Genomic DNA, 18,497 nt, shown 5'->3' on the forward strand with positions numbered 1-18,497 from the left:
AATGGCACTGTTGTCATGCAACACTATTTATGCATCGTGTTGTAAGTGGTAGTTGTATTCATTACGCTCGTTGTTAATATAGATGGATATGATAGTTTCATTTACAACGAACAACCTTTCTTCAATGAAAGAACAGAGTTGCAAGATTCATGCGGCGAGGTAGCGATGCATGAGGTCTTGTTGTTCCAATTCCGCCCATGCTGGCTTGCTCGTGTCTTTGTGCTGTTATCGTTTACCTCAGTATGAGGGTTAAGTATCCTGCGATAATGCGAAATAAGTCACGACATCATCGCAGGAACCACCTAATTCAGCGTTCGGAATAGGTTTTGTGGAAAGTGGTTTTTCCGTTCAAGTCAAGAACCTTGACATCCAGTTGTCCATTCTTTGTTTGGGCTGTCACGCTACTGTTGTTTGAATTGACGAGAATGGGGTAGTCGTGACTGTCATTGGGTTCAATGTATTGATGTTCGTGCATGTGTCCGCAAATCATCAGGTTGATGCCAGCTTTGTTCAAAGGAGGCAACAACTTGTTCGTCACTTCTCGCTGCCCATGCCATGCGTCTTGGGTGTCAGCGGGAGGCATGTGGGCAATCACCACTCGGTATTTCGCCTCTTTGAACTCGTTGGAGGCCACCACCTCTTTGAGCCATCTTGCTTGTTCCGTTCGATAGTTGTCATAATCGGTGATGCCCGCATATTCGATATCGGTATCAGCTTTATCCTCCCCTGTGTCCAAACAGATGAAGAGTATCGGCCCCTGACGCACGGTAAAGTACAGATGCGGTTGTTGAGTGCAGAAGTATTCTTGGAATCGGTTGGCCCATTCGCCACGCGTTTCGTGGTTTCCGCGTACAAAGTACCACGACTTCTGTTGTGCGAAAAGTTTGATGCTCGTGTCCATGAACCCCTTGAAGACCGTGGTGTCATGGGTGAAGTGCGAAATCATGTCGCCCGCATAGAAAATCATGTCTTTGTCTTTATACGAACTGTTTTTCAACAATTTTTCCAAAACGTCGTTGCGTTCGTGAATGTCGTTGAGTACCAAAAACGATGTTTCCGTCTGTCGTCTGTCGTTGGTCTGGAAGCACAGCGGCTTCTTGTTGTACACGTCGGTCGCCACAACATCGCCGTATCGTACTTTCGCTCCCTTGTGGCTCAGCACTTCTTGGGCATATACGCGGTAGCGGTATCGAGTGCCTGGCTTTAGGTTGGTCAACTTCACAGAGTGGATTAGACTTGTGCGTTTGATGCCGATGTTTGTGTCGTGGAACTTGGGACGTGCCACCGAATAGAAGTCAGTGCCGTCGTCGGGTGCCATCTCTACCCATCCTACAGAAGGCTTGTCTGCCACCCAAACGATGGTGGCGTTGTTTTCCTGAACCATGTCCAGATAGGGACCATGTAGGAGTTTGATGCCCTCAGCCCAACCAAGCGTTGGACATAGCATGAGTGTCATGAAAATGATGGCTGAATGAATGAAATGTTTTGTCATGATGATGTTTGTATTTCTCATTTGAATGAACTTTTTGCAAAGGTAGAAAATCCTTCTCAATCCATCTGCATTAAAGGTAAAAAACGTTGTGTATCAGTCATATTTTCATGTTTTTAAAAGTGGGAAGATGTTTGGACAAGGGTGACAGAGGGCGTGTTAGTGTACGAGCATCAAGTAAAGTATTACCTCTTTATTTTGAAAATAGTTATGAAAGTTCACAATATGATGTGGGTTGTGCCGTTACTGATAACATAGAATGGCTTGGGGCAAGTCCCTGTACAACCCTATATTGCAAAATCCTTCGGGTTTGGTGGGGCTCGGACATGGCACTCTGTTCAAAGAGAAAGAAGGTGTGTTACGCTACGCCTCCCACGCTCATCACGATGGAGCATACATTCATCCACGCCTCATGTACATCACAACGGCAACTTACGATCATGAAGTTAACCTACGACTAAGTGAAGACGATATCGTTCCGAAATTTAAACAATAATAAATATGAAGAAAAGCAGCTTATACATCCTTTTGTTTTCCGCGCTTCTATTAGGTTGTTCGTCACACAATGAGCCGACAAGAGTGGAACAAGAAAAGCCACAGAAAAAAGAAAAAGTGTATCACAATCCCATCATCAACACCAGTTTGCCCGATCCAACTGTCATTCGTGCCAGTGATGGAAAATTTTATCTTTATGCCACTGAAGATATCCGCAATACCCCTATTTACAGGTCGGGTGATTTGGTGCATTGGGCATATTTGGGCACTGCTTTCACCAACAGCAGCCGACCAAAATTGGTAAAAGGCGGGGGCATTTGGGCTCCTGACATCAATTATATCAACGGTCAATATGTTTTATATTATGCCATGTCTACTTGGGGTGGCGAATTGCAGGCTGGTATCGGTGCTGCCGTTGCTGATCGGCCAGAGGGTCCCTTTAAGGATTGTGGGAAGATACTGACCAGTTTGGGGATTGGTGTGCAAAACAGCATTGACGGATATTGCTTTACAGAAAATGGACGACATTACCTTTTCTGGGGTAGTTTTCATGGTATCTACGCCATTGAATTGTCGGCTGATGGCCTGTCGGTGCTTCCTGGTGCTGAAAGAAAAAAGGTGGCGGGCAGTTTCATGGAGGCGGTATGCATTCATCGTCGTGGCGATTATTATTATATGTTTGGCTCGTCCGGTTCATGCTGCGACGGTGCCAATAGTACTTATCGCATTACCGTTGGCCGTTCTGAGCATTTGTTTGGCCCTTATGTCAATAAGCAAGGTAAACAGTTGCTGGATAATCAGTACGAAGTGGTGCTGCATGCCAATAATCAGTTTGTGGGTACGGGGCATAATGCCGAAATCATAACTGATGATCATGGTGACGATTGGATGATTTATCATTCTTTCCTGCGGTCGGACATTGGCAGGGGACGTGTGCTCATGATGGATCAATTAAAGTGGAAAGACGGATGGCCTTATGTTGATACTGATTCGCCCTCCAAGGAACATAACAGGCCTTATTTTAAATAACCCATTGGTATATAACGATAGGATGTGTTACTTCAAAAAGAGTATCTTCATTGATACACCATTCTTTTGTGTTGTGCACGCTGTTCGGTCAATTGTTGTATGCGCTTGTAGCAGAACGTGACAACCCATGTTCCCTACATTGTAACTGCGTGTGTTGTTTCTTGTAGGGGGCTTGATTATTCGCTGGGCTCATCAACTCGTCATCATGTTCCGCTATCGTGCAGTGCTTAAAAGTTATGAATTGCTGACGGGAACTTTTATATATCAGAATGCGAAAAAGGGGGTGTTGTGCGTTTCATCCCCTTCTTGTTTGCCAGTTATCTGCGGAAGTCGATGGAGGCGAACGGTAAGGCCGTGCGCAGACAGCCATGCCAATATTCCCAGTTGTGTACGCCATTTCTGATACGAAGCTCGCTCTTGATGCCTGCTTTGGCATAGAGTTGGTGAATCTTAAAGGATAGTTCTACCAAATAATCATCATCTCCACAATCGAAAAACCAGCGAACAGAGCGCAGCTGTTGTTTCGTGGTTTCGTCAGCGTTCGTAATGAAATCAATTGCCGAATGGTCGCGTACCGATTTAGAGACATAGTACAATTTGTCCTTCCCATGTGGGGCAACCTCTGGTTCTTTATTGTCTAACCAAGCACTCATGGCATAGCATGACGAGAAAAGCTCAGTATGGCGTTGGCAATACACCGTACTGCCGCCTCCACCCATTGAGAGTCCCATGATGGCGCGGTGGGCTTTATCGCCTATGGCGCGATATTTCTTCTCCACGGCAGGCATCAGTTCGGTAAAGAAGAACGTTTCGTAGTTCCAGCCAGGCATGTTGAAATAGCCATTCCATTGATTCCTTACATCGGGATTTCCTGCATTGGGCATAATAATCACCATGGGTACAGCCTCCTGAGACTCTATCAATTCGTCGGCTACTTCTTTCACGTTTGCCTTCGAAGCCCAATCTTTATAAGTGCCATACAGCCCATGCAGCAAGTAAACAATGGGGTACTTTTGTGATGATAGTTCATATCCTGTGGGCAAATAGACATTGTAGGTCATCGTACTATCCAGCACGTTGCTGTGAATACTGTCGGTTACTATCTTGCCGGCCCATGCGTTGAGAGCCAGGAAGGTGAACAGAAAAAATGAAAAAAGTTTGTTCATTGTATTGTTATTTGATTGTTGTCGTTATGTTCACGAAGTGGTTAATTTCCACAAAGGTACATTGTTTTTGTGAATCGCAGACGGAATTGTGGTGAAAAATGTAAAAGTTTTCTCTCCGTCAAGGAAAAACTTTTTGCGGGAAAGTGAATGAAGTAAAGAAAAAAGATGTATCTTTGCATTATACATCCTGGGCTTGTATGGATTTGACGGCAAGTCGAAATGGTATGTAAGCATGCGGAGCTTCGGTGGCTGGCTCCTAAATCTCAGTTATCAAAGAATTAATTGGCGAAAATAATTACGCTCTCGCTGCTTAATCGAAGTATAGTAGATTATTAGCTTTATTCCGTCATTAGATGATGGAACGAGACACTGCTCCAAGGATGTTGTTCCGAATCTGAGGGTCAAGCGGTGCAGGTAAATCGGAAATAGCTCGTGTACGCCTCGGTGCATTGGTGAAATTTAGAGGATAAGGTCACAGTTGGTGGTTCAGGTCTTGCTGTGGCACGAAAATCGAAGGCTGAAATAAGCATGTAGAAAACGTATGGTTTCCTTGTGCGGACCGGAGTTCGAATCTCCGCAAGTCCACTGAAAATAAAGACTGGCAGCTGCTTTGATGGCTGCCAGTCTTTTTGCGTTTTGGGCGTTTCTATAAATTAGCTTTGTCAGATTGCGAGGCTGTTTTTGGTGGTCAAAATGTAAATTCAAAATCTAACAAAGCTAATTTATAGAACCAGCTTTAATGGTATTCTTTCGTCTTCAGCTCTCCCCGCAGCACGGCAAGGGCGTTGTTGCTCATGGCCTGCATCTCGTTTTCGCCGGGATAGGTGATGACGGGTGCCAGAAAGTCTATGCGCTCTTTCAGTTTGTTCACCACATAATCAGAATAAGCGATGCCTCCGGTGAGCAGGATGGCATCTACTTTACCGTACAGCACGGCTGCCTCTGAGGCGATGGCTTTGGCCGTGTGGAAAAGCATGGCATCGAGAATGAGCTGGGCATGCTGGTCGCCCTGCTCGATGCGCTGTAGGATTTCTTTCACGTCATTGGTGCCCAGATGCGCCCTAAGTCCCGTTTCTGTCGTGACGTTCTTAATGAGTTGCTCCATGGTGTACTTGCCGCTAAAGCACAAGCGTATCAGGTCGGCCACCGGTAGTGATCCGGCTCGCTCGGGAGAGAAAGGTCCCTCGCCCCCCAAGGCGTTGTTGGCATCGATGGCTCGGCCATGGTCGTGGGCTGCGATGGAGATGCCGCCCCCCAGGTGGCAGATGATGAGATTGAGGTCTTCATAGCGTTTACCGATGTCTCGTGCATATCGTCGGGCGATGGCTTTCTGGTTCAGTGCGTGCCAGATACAATAGCGTGGTAAGAGGGGAGAGCCGCTAATCTTGGCCAAAGGCGACAACTCGTCCACTACGCCAGGGTCGGCAATCAAGGGCAGACAGCCGGGAATGGCCTTCGCAATGTCGTAAGCAATGAGGCATCCTAGGTCGCACGCATGCTGGTGTAGGGCGTTGCGTGTCAGCTCGAGCATGCGTTCGTTTACCTCATAGACCCCACTCTCTACAGGTTTGGCTAAGCCACCGCGACCGATGACGGCGTTGAAATTGAACGGAACCTCCATCTGCTTGAGGGTGTCTATAACCAGTTGCCGACGATATTCCAGCTGGTCCATGGGCTGGTCAAAATGACTCAATTCGGCAACAGAGTGTTGAATATTACGGGTGAACAGCATCTGTTCATCTTCAAAAACGGCTATCTTGGTAGATGTGGAGCCGGGGTTGATGCTTAATATGTGGAACATAAATTGATTATTTCTGTAGAAATCAGGTGCAATGGCGCACTAACAATGGAGGCAGGCCAGCGCCAGACTGTTGAATTTGGACATGACATCATCGCCTCTTGACGGGAGGACAACGTGGCATTGGGTGCCTTGCAGCATGCAAGCCGTTTCGCCATGGGCAAACAGGGTAATTGCTTTGTAGAACAAGTTGCCAGCTTCAATATCCGGGAAAACCAACGCATCGGCGGAACCCTGTATGGGTGAGTCGATGCGTTTAACCTGCATGCTGTGTAAGTTGCAGGCCACCTTCAAATCGAGTGGCCCGTCTACGATGCAAGGACCAAAGGCTCCGGCTTTCGCTTGCTCTATCAAACTGTTGTAACCAGCAGTGAATGGAAAATGTTTGGCGTTGACTTTCTCTGAGCAGTGTATCAGAGCTACCTTGGGTTGACTGATGCCAAACTGGTGACAAAGTCGAGTAATGTACTTGATTTGCATGAAACGCTGTTCTTGTGTAGGGTAGGGTATCACCGCAGCATCGGTGAAGAACAGCAGTTTGTGATAGTCGGGAATGGATGCGGCGGTTACATGGGTGAGCACGTTTCCAGCGGGTAGGATGCCTTTCTCTTTGTCGAGGATGGCTCGGATGACAACATCCGTGCTGATGAGGCCTTTCATGATGATGTCAACCGTGCCTTCTTTGACCATCGCGACGGCCTTTTCGGCTGCTTCTTGATCATTCGCAGTTTCTATTAACGATAGATGTTGCGAGCACGCCATCAAGGGTTGGCTTTTTCTTACCTGGTCGATGCAGCCAATCATGACCGCTTCCATCCATCCTTGCTGAATGGCCATGGCGACCGATTGCTGAGTTGATTCGTCGGTTGCACAGATAACCGCTGTTCTTTTTCGTATACCTTTTTGGGCCAGCTGACTGGCCATGTCTTTGAAATTTCGAATAAACGACATAGTATCTTCTTTTTGGAAAGCTGGGCCAAAGGTAGAAAAATCTTTCCAAAAACCTGTTTGGTTGAGCTATAAAAATATCATTCTTGCAAGGTATCAATTAATAAGGGTGTTCTTTTTTCGTCCATTCGTCTTGGACGAGAAAGGAAAAAATATTGGCATCTGCTGGTGTGGTACCTTGGAAGAACGAGCCTGTGTATTGCGTAATCTCATTCACTTTGACGGGAACCTCTTCAAAAGTGCGTTCGGCAATGACATCGCCAGATGCGTTTAGTGCAGATACCGTGATTTTCAAAACATCCGACGGCGTATGCGGAAAGGTGTATATGTCAAACTGACCAGACCCAGTATGCTGTGCATCGGTCACGGTGCGTTCTTCGGTCTGGCGCGAGTTTTTCGCACCAACGCCTGTTACTGCGTTGAATGTTGAGCTGCCGCCCGTATAATAGAACTTCATGGTTTTGACGGCTGTTGGTATGGCATCGGTGGTTGCCAGTCTGAACATGGCTACGGCACGCTTCATTTCGAGTTGGTAAGACGCATTGCCTCCAACCGTCACCTCTTGACAATAATAAAAGGTGTCGGTTATCTTGTTCTTGGAAAATGAAATCTCTTCGGGCGATTTGATGGTGGCCGACCCGCTGCCACTGTGGGCAATAGCGATGACTTGGTATGCTCCTGCGGGCAGTGTGACATCAATCTTACCGAAGTGGGCATCCTTCGTGTCTTGGTGAATGTTCTTTACTTTCACGCCATCCTTGAACAGGGCCAAGCTGATACGTGTGCAAACCTGCTTGACATCGGTGGCGCGCGACATGTCTACGGCTTGGTTGAAGGGGATGTGTTCGAATTGAGCGACATGGAAAGTCAGATGGAACAAGTCTTTTGCTTCTTGTTCTTCGGTGTCCGTCTCCTCTGTCAGGGATGGCTTTTCGCATGCTGACAAGCAGATGGCGGATAGCAACAGGGCGGTTGCCAACATCTTCATCGTTTTCTTCATGGTAGGTAGTTTAATGTGAGTTACTTATATCGTTGGGCGTTATAAATTATTCCTTGGTTATTTCGATGATGCGGCTGTGCATATCTTGATCTGTCAACGCACGAATTCCCACCTTCATGAGATAATCGCCTGTGTAAACCTTTTCGTAGGATGGAAGGGCAGATGGCTGTCCGGGAACTGTCATGATTTCTTTGATGCGATAGCGGGCTTGTGCATCCAGGCCTTGCAAGCGGATGGGTAAAATTATCTCCTTGTAGCGTGGATGAATGTCGTAAGTGAACAAGAGGGCGTGGTCTTTGGCATCGTTAATGCGCATGAACGCACAATGTTCCGTTTCATAGGGTGAAACCAGTCGATACAGGTTGGGAGAAAAAATGACGGGTTTCAAGCGATTGAATTCGCGGATGGCCTGTTTGCAGTAAGCTAACTCGTCCTCTTTCAAAGTCTTGAGATCGATGTCAAAGCCTAACTTGCAAGAGAAAGCCACGTCTACCCTAAACTTGATACTGGCCTTTCGGTTCCAATTGGTGACATGGGCGCACATCACTTTTGAAGGCATGAATTGGGAGAATCCCCACTGGATGAATAGGCGTTCGACAGGATCGGTGTTGTCTGAGCACCAAAACTCAGTAAAGTATTTCAAGCCTTCGAAATCACATCGGCCCCCTCCGCCCGAACACATCATCATGCGCAGGTCAGGATATTTGTGCTGTATTCTTGCCAACACCTTGTACAAGCCTCGCACGAAGTCAACATACAGGTTGCCTTGATTCGCCTTCAAGTAAGGCGAATAGCAGTTGGTGATGGGCGAATTGCAATCCCATTTGAAGAATTTGAGCTTTGGATTTTCTTGCATCAACTGGTCTATCACCCCAAAGACATAATCTTGCACCTTGGGATTTGTCAAATCCAAAACCAGCTGATTACGGAAATAATAGGTTTCTCGGTTGGGGAGTTTCAAAATCCAGTCGGGGTGTTTTTCAGCCAATTCGCTCTTGGGATTCACCATTTCAGGTTCCACCCAAATACCAAACTCAACCCCCGCAGCACGAGCATTTTTAACTAAAAAAGGCACACCGTTTGGCAGTTTGTCTTTTGTTACTTGCCAATCTCCCAATCCAGCCTTGTCGTTCTTGCGCGGATACTTGTTGCCGAACCATCCATCGTCAAGCAAAAACAAATCTACACCCAAATCCTTGGCCTCATGGAACAGGGTGGTCAGCTTGGCTTCATCAAAATCGAAGAAGGTGTTCTCCCAGTTGTTGAGTAACGTCATGCGGTCTTCTTTGCCCTTAAATATCTGATGTTTGAGCGCCCACCGCTGGAAGTTGCGGCTTCCTTCACCTGCACCCTGCTGACTCAAGGTGAAGATAAATTCTGGTGTGCGGAATACTTCTCCTTGTTTGAGTAAATAACGTGAAGCGTCTGGATTGACACCACTGATGACGCGCAGTTCGTTGTCTTGATCCACTTCAAAGGTAAATCTGAAGTTGCCGGTCCAGGCTATCGTACCCATCAGCACTGTGCCCTGGTTTTCTTGCACCGGTGTTCCCAACCCAATTTGGAAGAAAGGTGGGGTGAACATTGATGCGCGTGAACCCAATCGGGTGTCGATGACCTTTTTACCATATAGCAGTGGGGCCTCGGACATCTTCATTTCTTTGGCCCAATCACTGCCAAACTCTGTTAGAAAATATTGGTTGGCTTCAAAATAAAGCATCGATGAGGCATATCGACTGATGTAGACTTGTCCTCGCTCTTTATGTGATATCTCAGCAAACTGTTTGATGACATCCTCCTCGGGGTAGGCGATGTAATGCAAGTCGACCTGTACCGGATACACTTCATCGCGCAACCTCACGATAGTTTCTTGTCCGCCATCCGTGATTTTCGTTTCGTGAGAAACATATTTGAGTACCGACGTTGGATTACCATCAGCATGTCGAATCTCGAATGCAGCATCATAAAAGTCTTCTGTTCCCAAAACAGGATAGGCCTCATTGCCTTTGATCAAACTTGAAGTGGTTTGCGCGCGGGGCATGTCCAGTAACTCTAAATCTACTGCATCCGACAGTTTTTCGCCCAGATAGGTTTGGTATAGTCTACCGTCGTCTTTAACTTGCAACACCAGTTGCACGTTGCGGGTAGCAATGGATAAGTTGATTTTTGCAAACCCTGTACTTGTCCCCGTCAGCAGTATGCATAGGAGGAAAATTACCCTTTTCATATTGTTTTCATGTTATTTCGGTGTTTTCAGGTGCTAAGGTACTATAAAAAAGAGTGATTTCAAAATTTTTTTGTCGAAAACACTCCATCTTGCACTTTGATTTTTTATCTTCATCTTCAAGATGGCAGACTGCAACAGGGCAGTTCCTGCATCTTCATCGTTTTCTTCATGGTTGGTAGTTTAATGTGAGTTGGTTATATTGTTGGATGTTATTATCAAGCGCTAAGTTACGACAAAAAAGAATAACTTCAAAATTTTTTTATGCATCGAAAACAGTTACCCACGTCGTCGTCCAGTTTTTTTCTTTTCGCCTTGGACTTTATCTCTCATTCTCTTGCAGTTAAACCAAACTCGTTTCGTCTGCTTTGCATCAACTCGAAGAAAAAAGAGGCAAGCTGCACAAATGCAGTCGCCTCTCTTTTCAGTTTTCTTCTTTCAGCCTATCAATGAAAGGGGCATGGCACCTCTTTCTGCCAAGTTATCTCGCCATAACCATCCTTGTGGGCGGTGTGTCCGTGGCCAGTGTAGTCTTTGCACTCGTCTGTACCATCGTCCAGTTTCCAATAACCTTCCAATCCCTTGCTGTTGGTTTCCACGAAACACTGATGCAATGGGTTTTTCAGTTCTTGCGGCGTTAAAGCTCGAGTCCAGAACCTACATTCATTCACCGATCCTTTGAGATAGAAACCATTCTGTACGCCAGGTGCGGCACCGATATAGAAGTTGTTGGTAAACGACACTTTCTTGGCGTAGTCGGCCTCGGCAAAGAGGATTCCGTCTATATAGAGCGACAGTTTGTTGTTGGCAAACACGCCTGCGATGTGATACCACTCGTTCTTGGCGATATTGAAACCCAAACGCCCTGCATAAACAGCCCATTGCTTCAAGCCAAACATGAACACTGGCACATTGCCCTCGCCACCGACACGGTCGGGCGTTCCATCCACGAACAGCCATGCGCTTTTCCCATCGTCCGAGTTTTCGGGGAAGCCCAGGATGCCCATCAAGTTGCCGCCATAGTATTTTGGCATCTCCCACAAGCACACTCGAGCCTCGAGCGTAAAGGCATCCAGGTTCTGAAGTCTGCTGACATCATTGTCCTTGAAAGTCACCTTGAAACAATTACTTCCATTGAGTCTCGGTACATTCATCAGGAGCGTCCTGTTCACAACAACATACAGTACGTCACTGCCAGGAAGTTGTGGGTAGCGTTTGTTCTTGCTTGTCATCCTCACAGGTAGCAAGTAGTTCATACCTTTCTTCAGGTTCTCCAGCTTGCTTACTTGCAGATTGGTGCTTTCAGAACGGTAGCCACCTTTCTTGATGGTCAGCGTTGTTTGCGACAAGGCAAACGTTCCCTCTGGCAATGGTTGGTAATTGTCACCGTGCATGCTGTTGTATGTCTCCACCAAGCTGTTGTCTATTGCCAGTTCTGTACTAACATCTTCTTCCACCTTCAAGGCACTCGATATGGTCAGTCCCATGGCATCGCCCTGTTGTTTCACTGAGAAAGTGGTGACGGGTGTCTTTTCTGCTGCCGTAATGTAAACAGCGTCTACGTCTACGTCATCTGTACAGGCCATCAAACCCATCAAACAGATTGTAGACAGAAAGCAGATTGTTTTTATCGTATGTCTCATCATTCTTGTTTTTTATTGTTTTTGTTACCGTTCATAATTTGGATAGCCTCTCTTACATAGAAGTAATTGTTGGGCGGTACAGGTTTATTGAGATGATTGCCCTCAGCGTAGGCAAACTGTAATACATATACACCACAGCCAGCCAGATTGTTGTCAACGGCAAACTTGGCCATTCCCCACAAGCTTGGTATCGTCTTTTCGCCATCATAGAAATCAATGCCACCTTGTCCAAATGAGTTTCCGGCCTGACTGGTCCATTCGCACAAGATGCGTTTGTTGTTTGGAAACCCTTTTCCATAATCATTCGCCTTTCCCTTGAGTCGACTTTTTAATATTTCAGGAGAAGAGGCATTGTAGGCCTGTCCAATGAAATAATCGAACCTGTCAGCATATTCCTCGTCCAGCCATTGACCGTCAACCACCAATAGCTTGTGCTTACCGTTCACCTTGTACTGCTCCTTGCACTTGGGGCCAAGATACTGGCTCAGCACATCTATAAAGGTACGCATCATTTCCGTGCTGTACTGGTCACCGCCAAACCATGGTTCATAGTCGAGGTCAAATCCATCAAGTTCCCAATGAAAGATGGAGTCAGCCAGGTTCTTAGCATAAATCTTCATGGAGTCCAAGTTGTCCGCTCCCTCCCCAGTCCTACTGAAATAATGTTCTGGCCACATGGTGACCAGCACCTTTGTTCCTCTATGCTCTTGCAGGAACTTTACGTCATTCCTGTTTTGTTCGTTGTTCACATACCCCGTAAAGAACGACACGATGTCGATACTGTCGGGAATGCCCGTCAGCCGTGTCTGCATTGATGGCGTGGCTGGTGAGTAATTGTACCATGCAAAGAAAATCTTATGGTCAGAATTCTTGTACGCAATCAGGTCTTTCTCCTGCTCGGGTGTCAGCGAGTGGAAGGATGTATCGTCCAACGCTTTCGGTTCTGGATCAGTCCATTCCTCACATGCCACCAGGCAGAACAATGAAGCCAAGATGCCAATAAAACTTTTTATTTTCATTTTTTGAATAATTTACGATGTTGATGGATGTTCCTTATTTTTGATATTTCTTATCCGCTTTCTTGTCCCACCACAACTTGGTTCCGCCATTGTCGGCACCCTGTAGCAAGGACAATCCATGTTGGTAAGAGGCAGGGAAGTCGCTCTTGATGTTCACTGGATAGGGCAACCTGGCCACCTGTTTCTTGGTGTCGATACTGCCCATGCTCATGTTCATTTCTACTGGAATCACCCGCGGATAGCCCGTCCGCCTGAATTCGCTCCAAGCCTCCTGTCCATCAGGATAAAGGGCGATGTATTTCTGTGTGATGATTTTCTCCAGTAGCTCCTCGCTGTCGGCTCCTCCGAATGGCAACATGGCTGGCGTTATCTCACCGCCATCGTCTATGCCACCATCATCATCACCGTCATCCGGATTACCACCATCATCTGGATAGTCACCAGGATCGTCGCCTCCTTCATCGTCATCATCATTGTCATCAATCTGAACCTGATGGTTCCAAGCCACGGAGCAATGTCCAAAAGTGGCAACACTGTTGTATGAGTCCAACAAGTCTTTGTAGGGAACAGGCGTGGTTGTACCCTTGAGGTACTCATCGGCACTGCCAGCCTTTGCCTGTGATGCTCCCAAAGGCTGGTCAAAAGCTGTGCGAACGCCTTGCTCATACAGCTGCTGTGCGCTGCCACCAGCCTGCCATCCACGCAAGGCAGCCTCGGCCTTCAGGAAGTACACCTCAGCGGCTGTCATGAGCTGAATGGGCGTTGATGCCGTGACATTTAGCTTGGAACATACCTTGTATTCGTTACCGGTCATGTAGATACCAGTCCTCACTCCGTTGTAGTCTTTAGCGCCAGATACCTCTGACGGCTCGAACAGTAACCCGAGGCGTGGATCTTTGTACCCTTTCAGGTAAGTTTCCAACGTGGCACCCAACCTACTGTCGTTGTACGAATGGCAAATCATGTACAGGGGATTGACGGTAGAGGCACCGTTCACGCGAATCAAGGCATTGTCATCGTTTCCTTCCATGACGCCAGCCCGTATGGCTTCTTCTGCCTTGGCCTGAGCTTTGGTAGCATCGGCATATACAATGCGCATGGCCAAGCGAAGTTTTAGGGAATGAGCCAACTTGATCCATTTGGTGAAGTCGCCTGCATATACCTTGTCGTAGGCTGCCAACGGACGTGCGTCTGGGTTGGTCTTCACGAAATCTGCAAGGATTGCGGCTGCCTCGTCCAGCTCATTGAAAAAGAGGTCATATATCTCGTTCTGTGCCGTGAAAGCAACATCTGACGAAGGCTTGAAGTCCTTGTATGGTATCGGTCCGTACATGTCGGTTATGCGGTGCATGCCCAGCACTTTCAATATCTGCCCTACGGCAAAGGTGGTGGGCACGAGCTCTTTCTTCAAGGACAGCCTGTACCATGGTATCATGTAATTCTGGTAAGCCACGCTGTAAGCCGCATTGCACCACCGTGGTTCCATCTTGTAGGTGGCGTTGTTCATTCCGCTGTTGTCAAACGTATTGGAAACGCCCATGAATCCCGAGAATATGTCACCAGCCAATGAATACATCTTCTGGTAATTGTTCACATCCACGTTCTGTGCTTTTGTGACACAGGGGTAAATCTGATACTCCATCTGTGTGATCAGCGACCCCATGCCCAAATTGTCATGCAGCAAATCTTCCTCGTTTGCCGCATTGGGGTCTGTGTTGGTAGACAGGAAATCGCTTGTGCAAGAGGAGAGCATCACAACGGACAACAGAAGCGATGTCCATGTGTTCTTTGCACTTATATTGAAATTATACATAGTTGTTGCTTGTTTTTATAAAGAAAATTTAATGCTGGCGCCGAAACTTCTCAAACTCGGCATCAGGAAATAGTCAACTCCCTGATAGAACGTTCCGACCGATGATGTGAGTTGTGGGTCAAAAGGTGCTTTGTTGTAGATCATCCAGAGATTGCGACCTGTCACCGAAACCGTGAGGTCTTTGATGACATTGCCAAACCATTTGTTGGAGAAGGTATAGCCCAGCGATACCTCTCTCAGACGGATGTTGGTGGCATCGTACACATAGTTGGACAACACGCCCGATCCTCCTCCTATCTGCCGATAGTAGGTTTCTGCATCCATCATCATGCCATTCACGCTTACACCGCCGCGATCTCTTGCCAAGGCACTGCGCTCGGATGCGCCATAAGCGTCGAGTACGGCTTGCGTAACCGACACCACCCTGCCTCCTATGCGACCGTCAATCAAGAACGAGAGGTTGAAACCCTCGTATTGGAAGCTGTTACGCAGGCTCACGGAATACCGGGGAGACGTGTTGCCGCCATATATCAGATTGGTGTTGTCGATAGCCATCTGCATGTTGTTGGGATTGACATAGGTATATCCGTTCAGGTCTTTGACCAGATGATTCACATAAAAGTCACCGATCGAGCCGCCCTCATTGATGTAGTTTCTGAAAGAGGACAAACCGCCCAAGTCAAAATGGTCTACGTTCATGGGTTCGCCCGTGATAGGATTGGACACGTTGCGCACCAACTCCTCGATACGGTTACGGTTGAAGGTAAAGGTCAGCACGGGCTTGTACAAGAGTTTTCCAAACGAGAGGTCGGCATCTATCATCGCCTCAATACCGCGGTTGCTCACCTTTCCGGCATTTACATAGAAGTTGCTGTAGCCACTGCTCTCGGGCGCTCTGAACTTGAAGAGCTGGTCGTATGTGTTGGCATGATACCAAGTGATGTCCACACCTACCTTGTTGTTCAGGAAACGTGAGTTAAGACCAATCTCGAACGACTTGGTCTGTTCGAACTTCAGGTTGTTGATGGGCAAATCTGGATTGATGCTCACGCCTCCGCCAGGACTGATGGGATAGGACGGTACGGTGATGCCTGCCAATGAAACTGGCACGTTACCCACCTTGGCATACGACATGCGTAACTTGGAGAACGACAGTACCGACTTGGGTGCCTTGAGCCATTCGGTCAGGATGAACGACATACCCACCGATGGATAGAATATGCTCTTGCTGGAGGTGTTGGCCAACAACGAAGTCCATTCGTTGCGCCCCGTGACATCCAAGAATATGCAACGCTTGTAATCGAACGATGCACTCACAAACAAAGCCTGTGTCTTGATGGATTTTCCCTCCTGGTATTGAGGCTCTGGGGTAAGGTTGTTCAGGGTAAACTTGTTGGGAACAGTGGCCAAGGGCGCACCAAACTCAAGTTTGTTGGAGTTGGCTGTATAGTTGAAACTGGTGTTCTTAAAACTGCCACCGGCATTGATCACCATCCCCCAATGATTGAAGTTTTTATGAAGATTGACAATCAGGTCACCATAATCCTGCGTAGACTTATCGGTGGCCAACAGGTAAGAACCCTTGTCAGATGCCGATGTAAGCAAAGGAAGTGTCGAAGCGTAGTTCTTGATTTCATTGACCTTGGTGTTGCGGTCGGTCCTGAACCGTACCGTTGCATTGAGCCAGTCAAGGATATCGTATTTAAGGCTTCCACCTAATATGATACGTTCGTTGTGGTTGATGTTGAAATTGCGGTGGGTAATCCAATAAGGATTCTGAATAGACCGTTTCTGATCTCCGTAAGGCCAGAACTGCAAGGGGAAGCCCCTGCTGGCATCGTAACGCTCATACGACCTGTACTTTTCTATCTGGTCGCCTCGTGGAAAGAGGTAGATGGGAACGATAGGGTTGTAATACTCACCCTGCGAGAGCATGTTCTGTGCTGTTTTATCAATGTACATCAGCGTGGCACCAAGGCTCAGCTTGTCACCGATGGAATACATACCATTGTACGAAACGTTGTAGCGGTTCATCTTGTTGTTATGTATCACTCCATGAGCGTTATAGGCTGACAGCGACAAATAGGTACTGTTTTTCTCGTTACCGAACTGTATGCCAACAGTGTTCGAAACGCTGGCTCCTGTCTGAAAGAAATCGGCAGGGTTGTAGTTGGCCTCATTCTGTAAGCGTGGTCCCCAGCTGCTGAACTCGTTGCTGCGACTTCCATAACGATTCTGAAGCTTTGGAAGTAGGAAAGGCCGGTAGCAGTCGGTGAAATTGGAGAAGCTGATGCGCGGCTTGCCATCTTTCAGTCCGCCTCTCTTGGTTGTCAGCATCACCACGCCATTGGCAGCCTGACCACCATACAGGGCAGCCGCCGACGGACCTGTCAACACGGTGACTTCGGCAATGTCCTCCATGTTGATGTTGGAAATTCCATCGCCGTCGTCCATACCGCCATACTGAGCATTGGATGCTGAGCCTTTACGCGGAAAGAGGTCTGGAAGCGGAATGCCGTCCAATACATAAAGCGCATTGTTGTTGCCATCTGGATTGACCGACTTGTCGCCTCGCATCACCACCTTGGTGGAACCACCAATACCCGATGCCGACTGCGAGATAACCACACCTGCCACTTTACCGTTCAGGGCATTGGCTACGCTGGCCTCCTTCAAGGCGAAGTCTGAGCCGCCCAGTTTTTGCACGTTGTAGCTCAGTGCCTTCTCCTCGCGCTTGATACCCAAGGCGGTCACCACGACCTCATTGAGTTCCTGGCCAGCTTCCATCATCTGCACGTTGATGCTGGAGCGGTCGCCAGGCTTGACGGTTTGTGAGGCATAGCCTATGTACGAAAACTCGAGTAGAGGTTGGTCGCTCTTCGACTCGAATGAATAGTGACCGTTGATGTCGGTCACCACACCCTGGCCTGTGCCCTTCTCAAGAACGCTCACGCCGATAAGTGGCTCACCATTGGCATCGGTCACCACGCCCGAAATGACATGGGGCTTGGCATTGGCTGGTGCTGGTTTGGCCTTGAGGGGCTTCTGTTGAAGCGTCAGATAGATGACGTCTCCCGAGATGTGGTACTTCACGCCCGTACCAGCGAACAACTTGTCCAAGGCGGTTGCCAAGGGGACGTTGCTCAGCTTAACGGCATTCACCCGAACCGAGCCGAGCGAATCGTTGTAGAAGAAACGGTACTTTGATTGTGACTTGATTCTCTTCACGACATTCTCCAACTTCGTTCGCTCAGAAGTCAGGTTAATCTGTGCGCTTGCCCATTGCAGCGGCAAGCCTAAGAGAACCGCGGATAAGACAATCCTGCGTAGCATGGATCCTCTTTCATAGCAATGTTTGTTCATTATAAATTGATTAGAATTAAGACTTAGGCTGGCTTCCAAAGCCTTGCCCAATTTGATTGTTGTTACGTTACTATTACAACTGAAGTTTTCAAAGTACTTACTCCAGCACAAAAAAACTTTATCTGTATCACGACACTTTCATTTAAGAACGATATTTTTGCAACGAGAAATACTTTCCCCAAACAGCGTTTATAAAATTAGATGACATGCTGCATAGCAGGAAGATAATTGCTGATTTTTCTTGACAAAATGACTCTCATATTTCTCTTGTAGACAACAAGCGTCACTGTTGGTGGTAAAAACGCCCTAGATGAGCAATGTTGATAATTTGTTGTCATTGAACATGTTATGCTCAACTCTTCTCTTTTTGTTCTTATTTTTATCATTTTTTGTCGGCAAAAGCATTGTTATTAGCATCGAATATGTATGCTTTAATGTTGCAATGGCATGTTGATTGCGCCTCTACAAGGTGTTTCTAAGACCGTTAAATCGACTTTTCGGTTCTAAAAG

The 18,497-nt window shown here is 47.3% G+C and carries 12 protein-coding genes and 1 other RNA gene; 3 read left to right on the plus strand and 10 right to left on the minus strand.

From position 1 onward, the window contains the following. Positions 1-307: 307 nt before the first annotated feature. Positions 308-1,513, minus strand: coding sequence for an FN3 domain-containing metallophosphoesterase family protein (locus HMPREF1254_RS02690; RefSeq protein ID WP_231385789.1), 1,206 nt, complete (start codon positions 1,511-1,513; stop codon positions 308-310). 235 nt (positions 1,514-1,748) lie between these two features. Between HMPREF1254_RS02690 and HMPREF1254_RS11430 the strand changes: the two genes are divergently transcribed. Together HMPREF1254_RS11430 and HMPREF1254_RS02700 are read left to right on the plus strand one after the other, a co-directional pair. After that, entirely contained in the window at positions 1,749-1,985 is a 237-nt protein-coding gene (locus HMPREF1254_RS11430; RefSeq protein WP_023057089.1) for a hypothetical protein, read from the plus strand. A gap of 5 nt (positions 1,986-1,990) precedes the next feature. After that, positions 1,991-3,013 (plus strand): family 43 glycosylhydrolase, encoded by a 1,023-nt coding sequence (locus HMPREF1254_RS02700; protein ID WP_023057048.1) that lies wholly within the window; start codon positions 1,991-1,993, stop codon positions 3,011-3,013. Between the two features lie 317 nt (positions 3,014-3,330). Here HMPREF1254_RS02700 and HMPREF1254_RS02705 read toward each other — a convergent pair whose 3' ends face one another. Next, positions 3,331-4,179, minus strand: a complete 849-nt coding sequence (locus tag HMPREF1254_RS02705; protein WP_023057128.1) for an alpha/beta hydrolase — start codon at positions 4,177-4,179, stop codon at positions 3,331-3,333. Positions 4,180-4,368: 189 nt separating this feature from the next. Between HMPREF1254_RS02705 and ssrA the strand changes: the two genes are divergently transcribed. Further along, positions 4,369-4,767: a transfer-messenger RNA gene (gene ssrA / locus HMPREF1254_RS11625) on the plus strand. 148 nt (positions 4,768-4,915) lie between these two features. Here the strand turns inward: ssrA and buk are convergent. The 8 genes from buk to HMPREF1254_RS02745 form a co-directional block, all read right to left on the minus strand. Then, complete coding sequence (gene buk / locus HMPREF1254_RS02710) at positions 4,916-5,980, minus strand: butyrate kinase (RefSeq protein ID WP_023057067.1); 1,065 nt, start codon at positions 5,978-5,980, stop codon at positions 4,916-4,918. A gap of 39 nt (positions 5,981-6,019) precedes the next feature. Continuing rightward, positions 6,020-6,928, minus strand: a complete 909-nt coding sequence (locus HMPREF1254_RS02715) for a phosphate acyltransferase (protein ID WP_023057129.1) — start codon at positions 6,926-6,928, stop codon at positions 6,020-6,022. 97 nt (positions 6,929-7,025) lie between these two features. Continuing rightward, positions 7,026-7,925 (minus strand): FimB/Mfa2 family fimbrial subunit, encoded by a 900-nt coding sequence (locus HMPREF1254_RS02720; RefSeq protein ID WP_023057106.1) that lies wholly within the window; start codon positions 7,923-7,925, stop codon positions 7,026-7,028. A 46-nt stretch (positions 7,926-7,971) separates the two neighbouring features. Beyond that, the gene (locus HMPREF1254_RS02725; protein ID WP_023057025.1) at positions 7,972-10,152 is read right to left on the minus strand and encodes an alpha-galactosidase; all 2,181 of its coding nucleotides are present in this window, start codon (positions 10,150-10,152) and stop codon (positions 7,972-7,974) included. Positions 10,153-10,595: 443 nt separating this feature from the next. Further along, positions 10,596-11,795: a DUF1735 and LamG domain-containing protein gene (locus HMPREF1254_RS02730; protein WP_231385790.1), complete on the minus strand. Its 1,200-nt coding sequence runs from the start codon at positions 11,793-11,795 to the stop codon at positions 10,596-10,598. Continuing rightward, a complete protein-coding gene (locus tag HMPREF1254_RS02735; RefSeq protein WP_023057071.1) occupies positions 11,792-12,811 on the minus strand; it encodes a glycoside hydrolase family 18 in 1,020 nt (339 codons plus the stop codon). The genes HMPREF1254_RS02730 and HMPREF1254_RS02735 overlap by 4 nt, the downstream gene beginning before the upstream one ends. Positions 12,812-12,845: 34 nt before the next feature. Continuing rightward, the gene (locus tag HMPREF1254_RS02740) at positions 12,846-14,624 is read right to left on the minus strand and encodes a SusD/RagB family nutrient-binding outer membrane lipoprotein (RefSeq protein WP_023057148.1); all 1,779 of its coding nucleotides are present in this window, start codon (positions 14,622-14,624) and stop codon (positions 12,846-12,848) included. Between the two features lie 15 nt (positions 14,625-14,639). Continuing rightward, on the minus strand, positions 14,640-17,957 hold the full coding sequence (locus tag HMPREF1254_RS02745; protein ID WP_155945417.1) for a SusC/RagA family TonB-linked outer membrane protein: 3,318 nt from the start codon (positions 17,955-17,957) through the stop codon (positions 14,640-14,642). Between the last annotated feature and the right edge of the window lie 540 nt (positions 17,958-18,497).

Source organism: Prevotella sp. BV3P1, from assembly GCF_000479005.1.
Lineage (GTDB): Bacteria > Bacteroidota > Bacteroidia > Bacteroidales > Bacteroidaceae > Prevotella.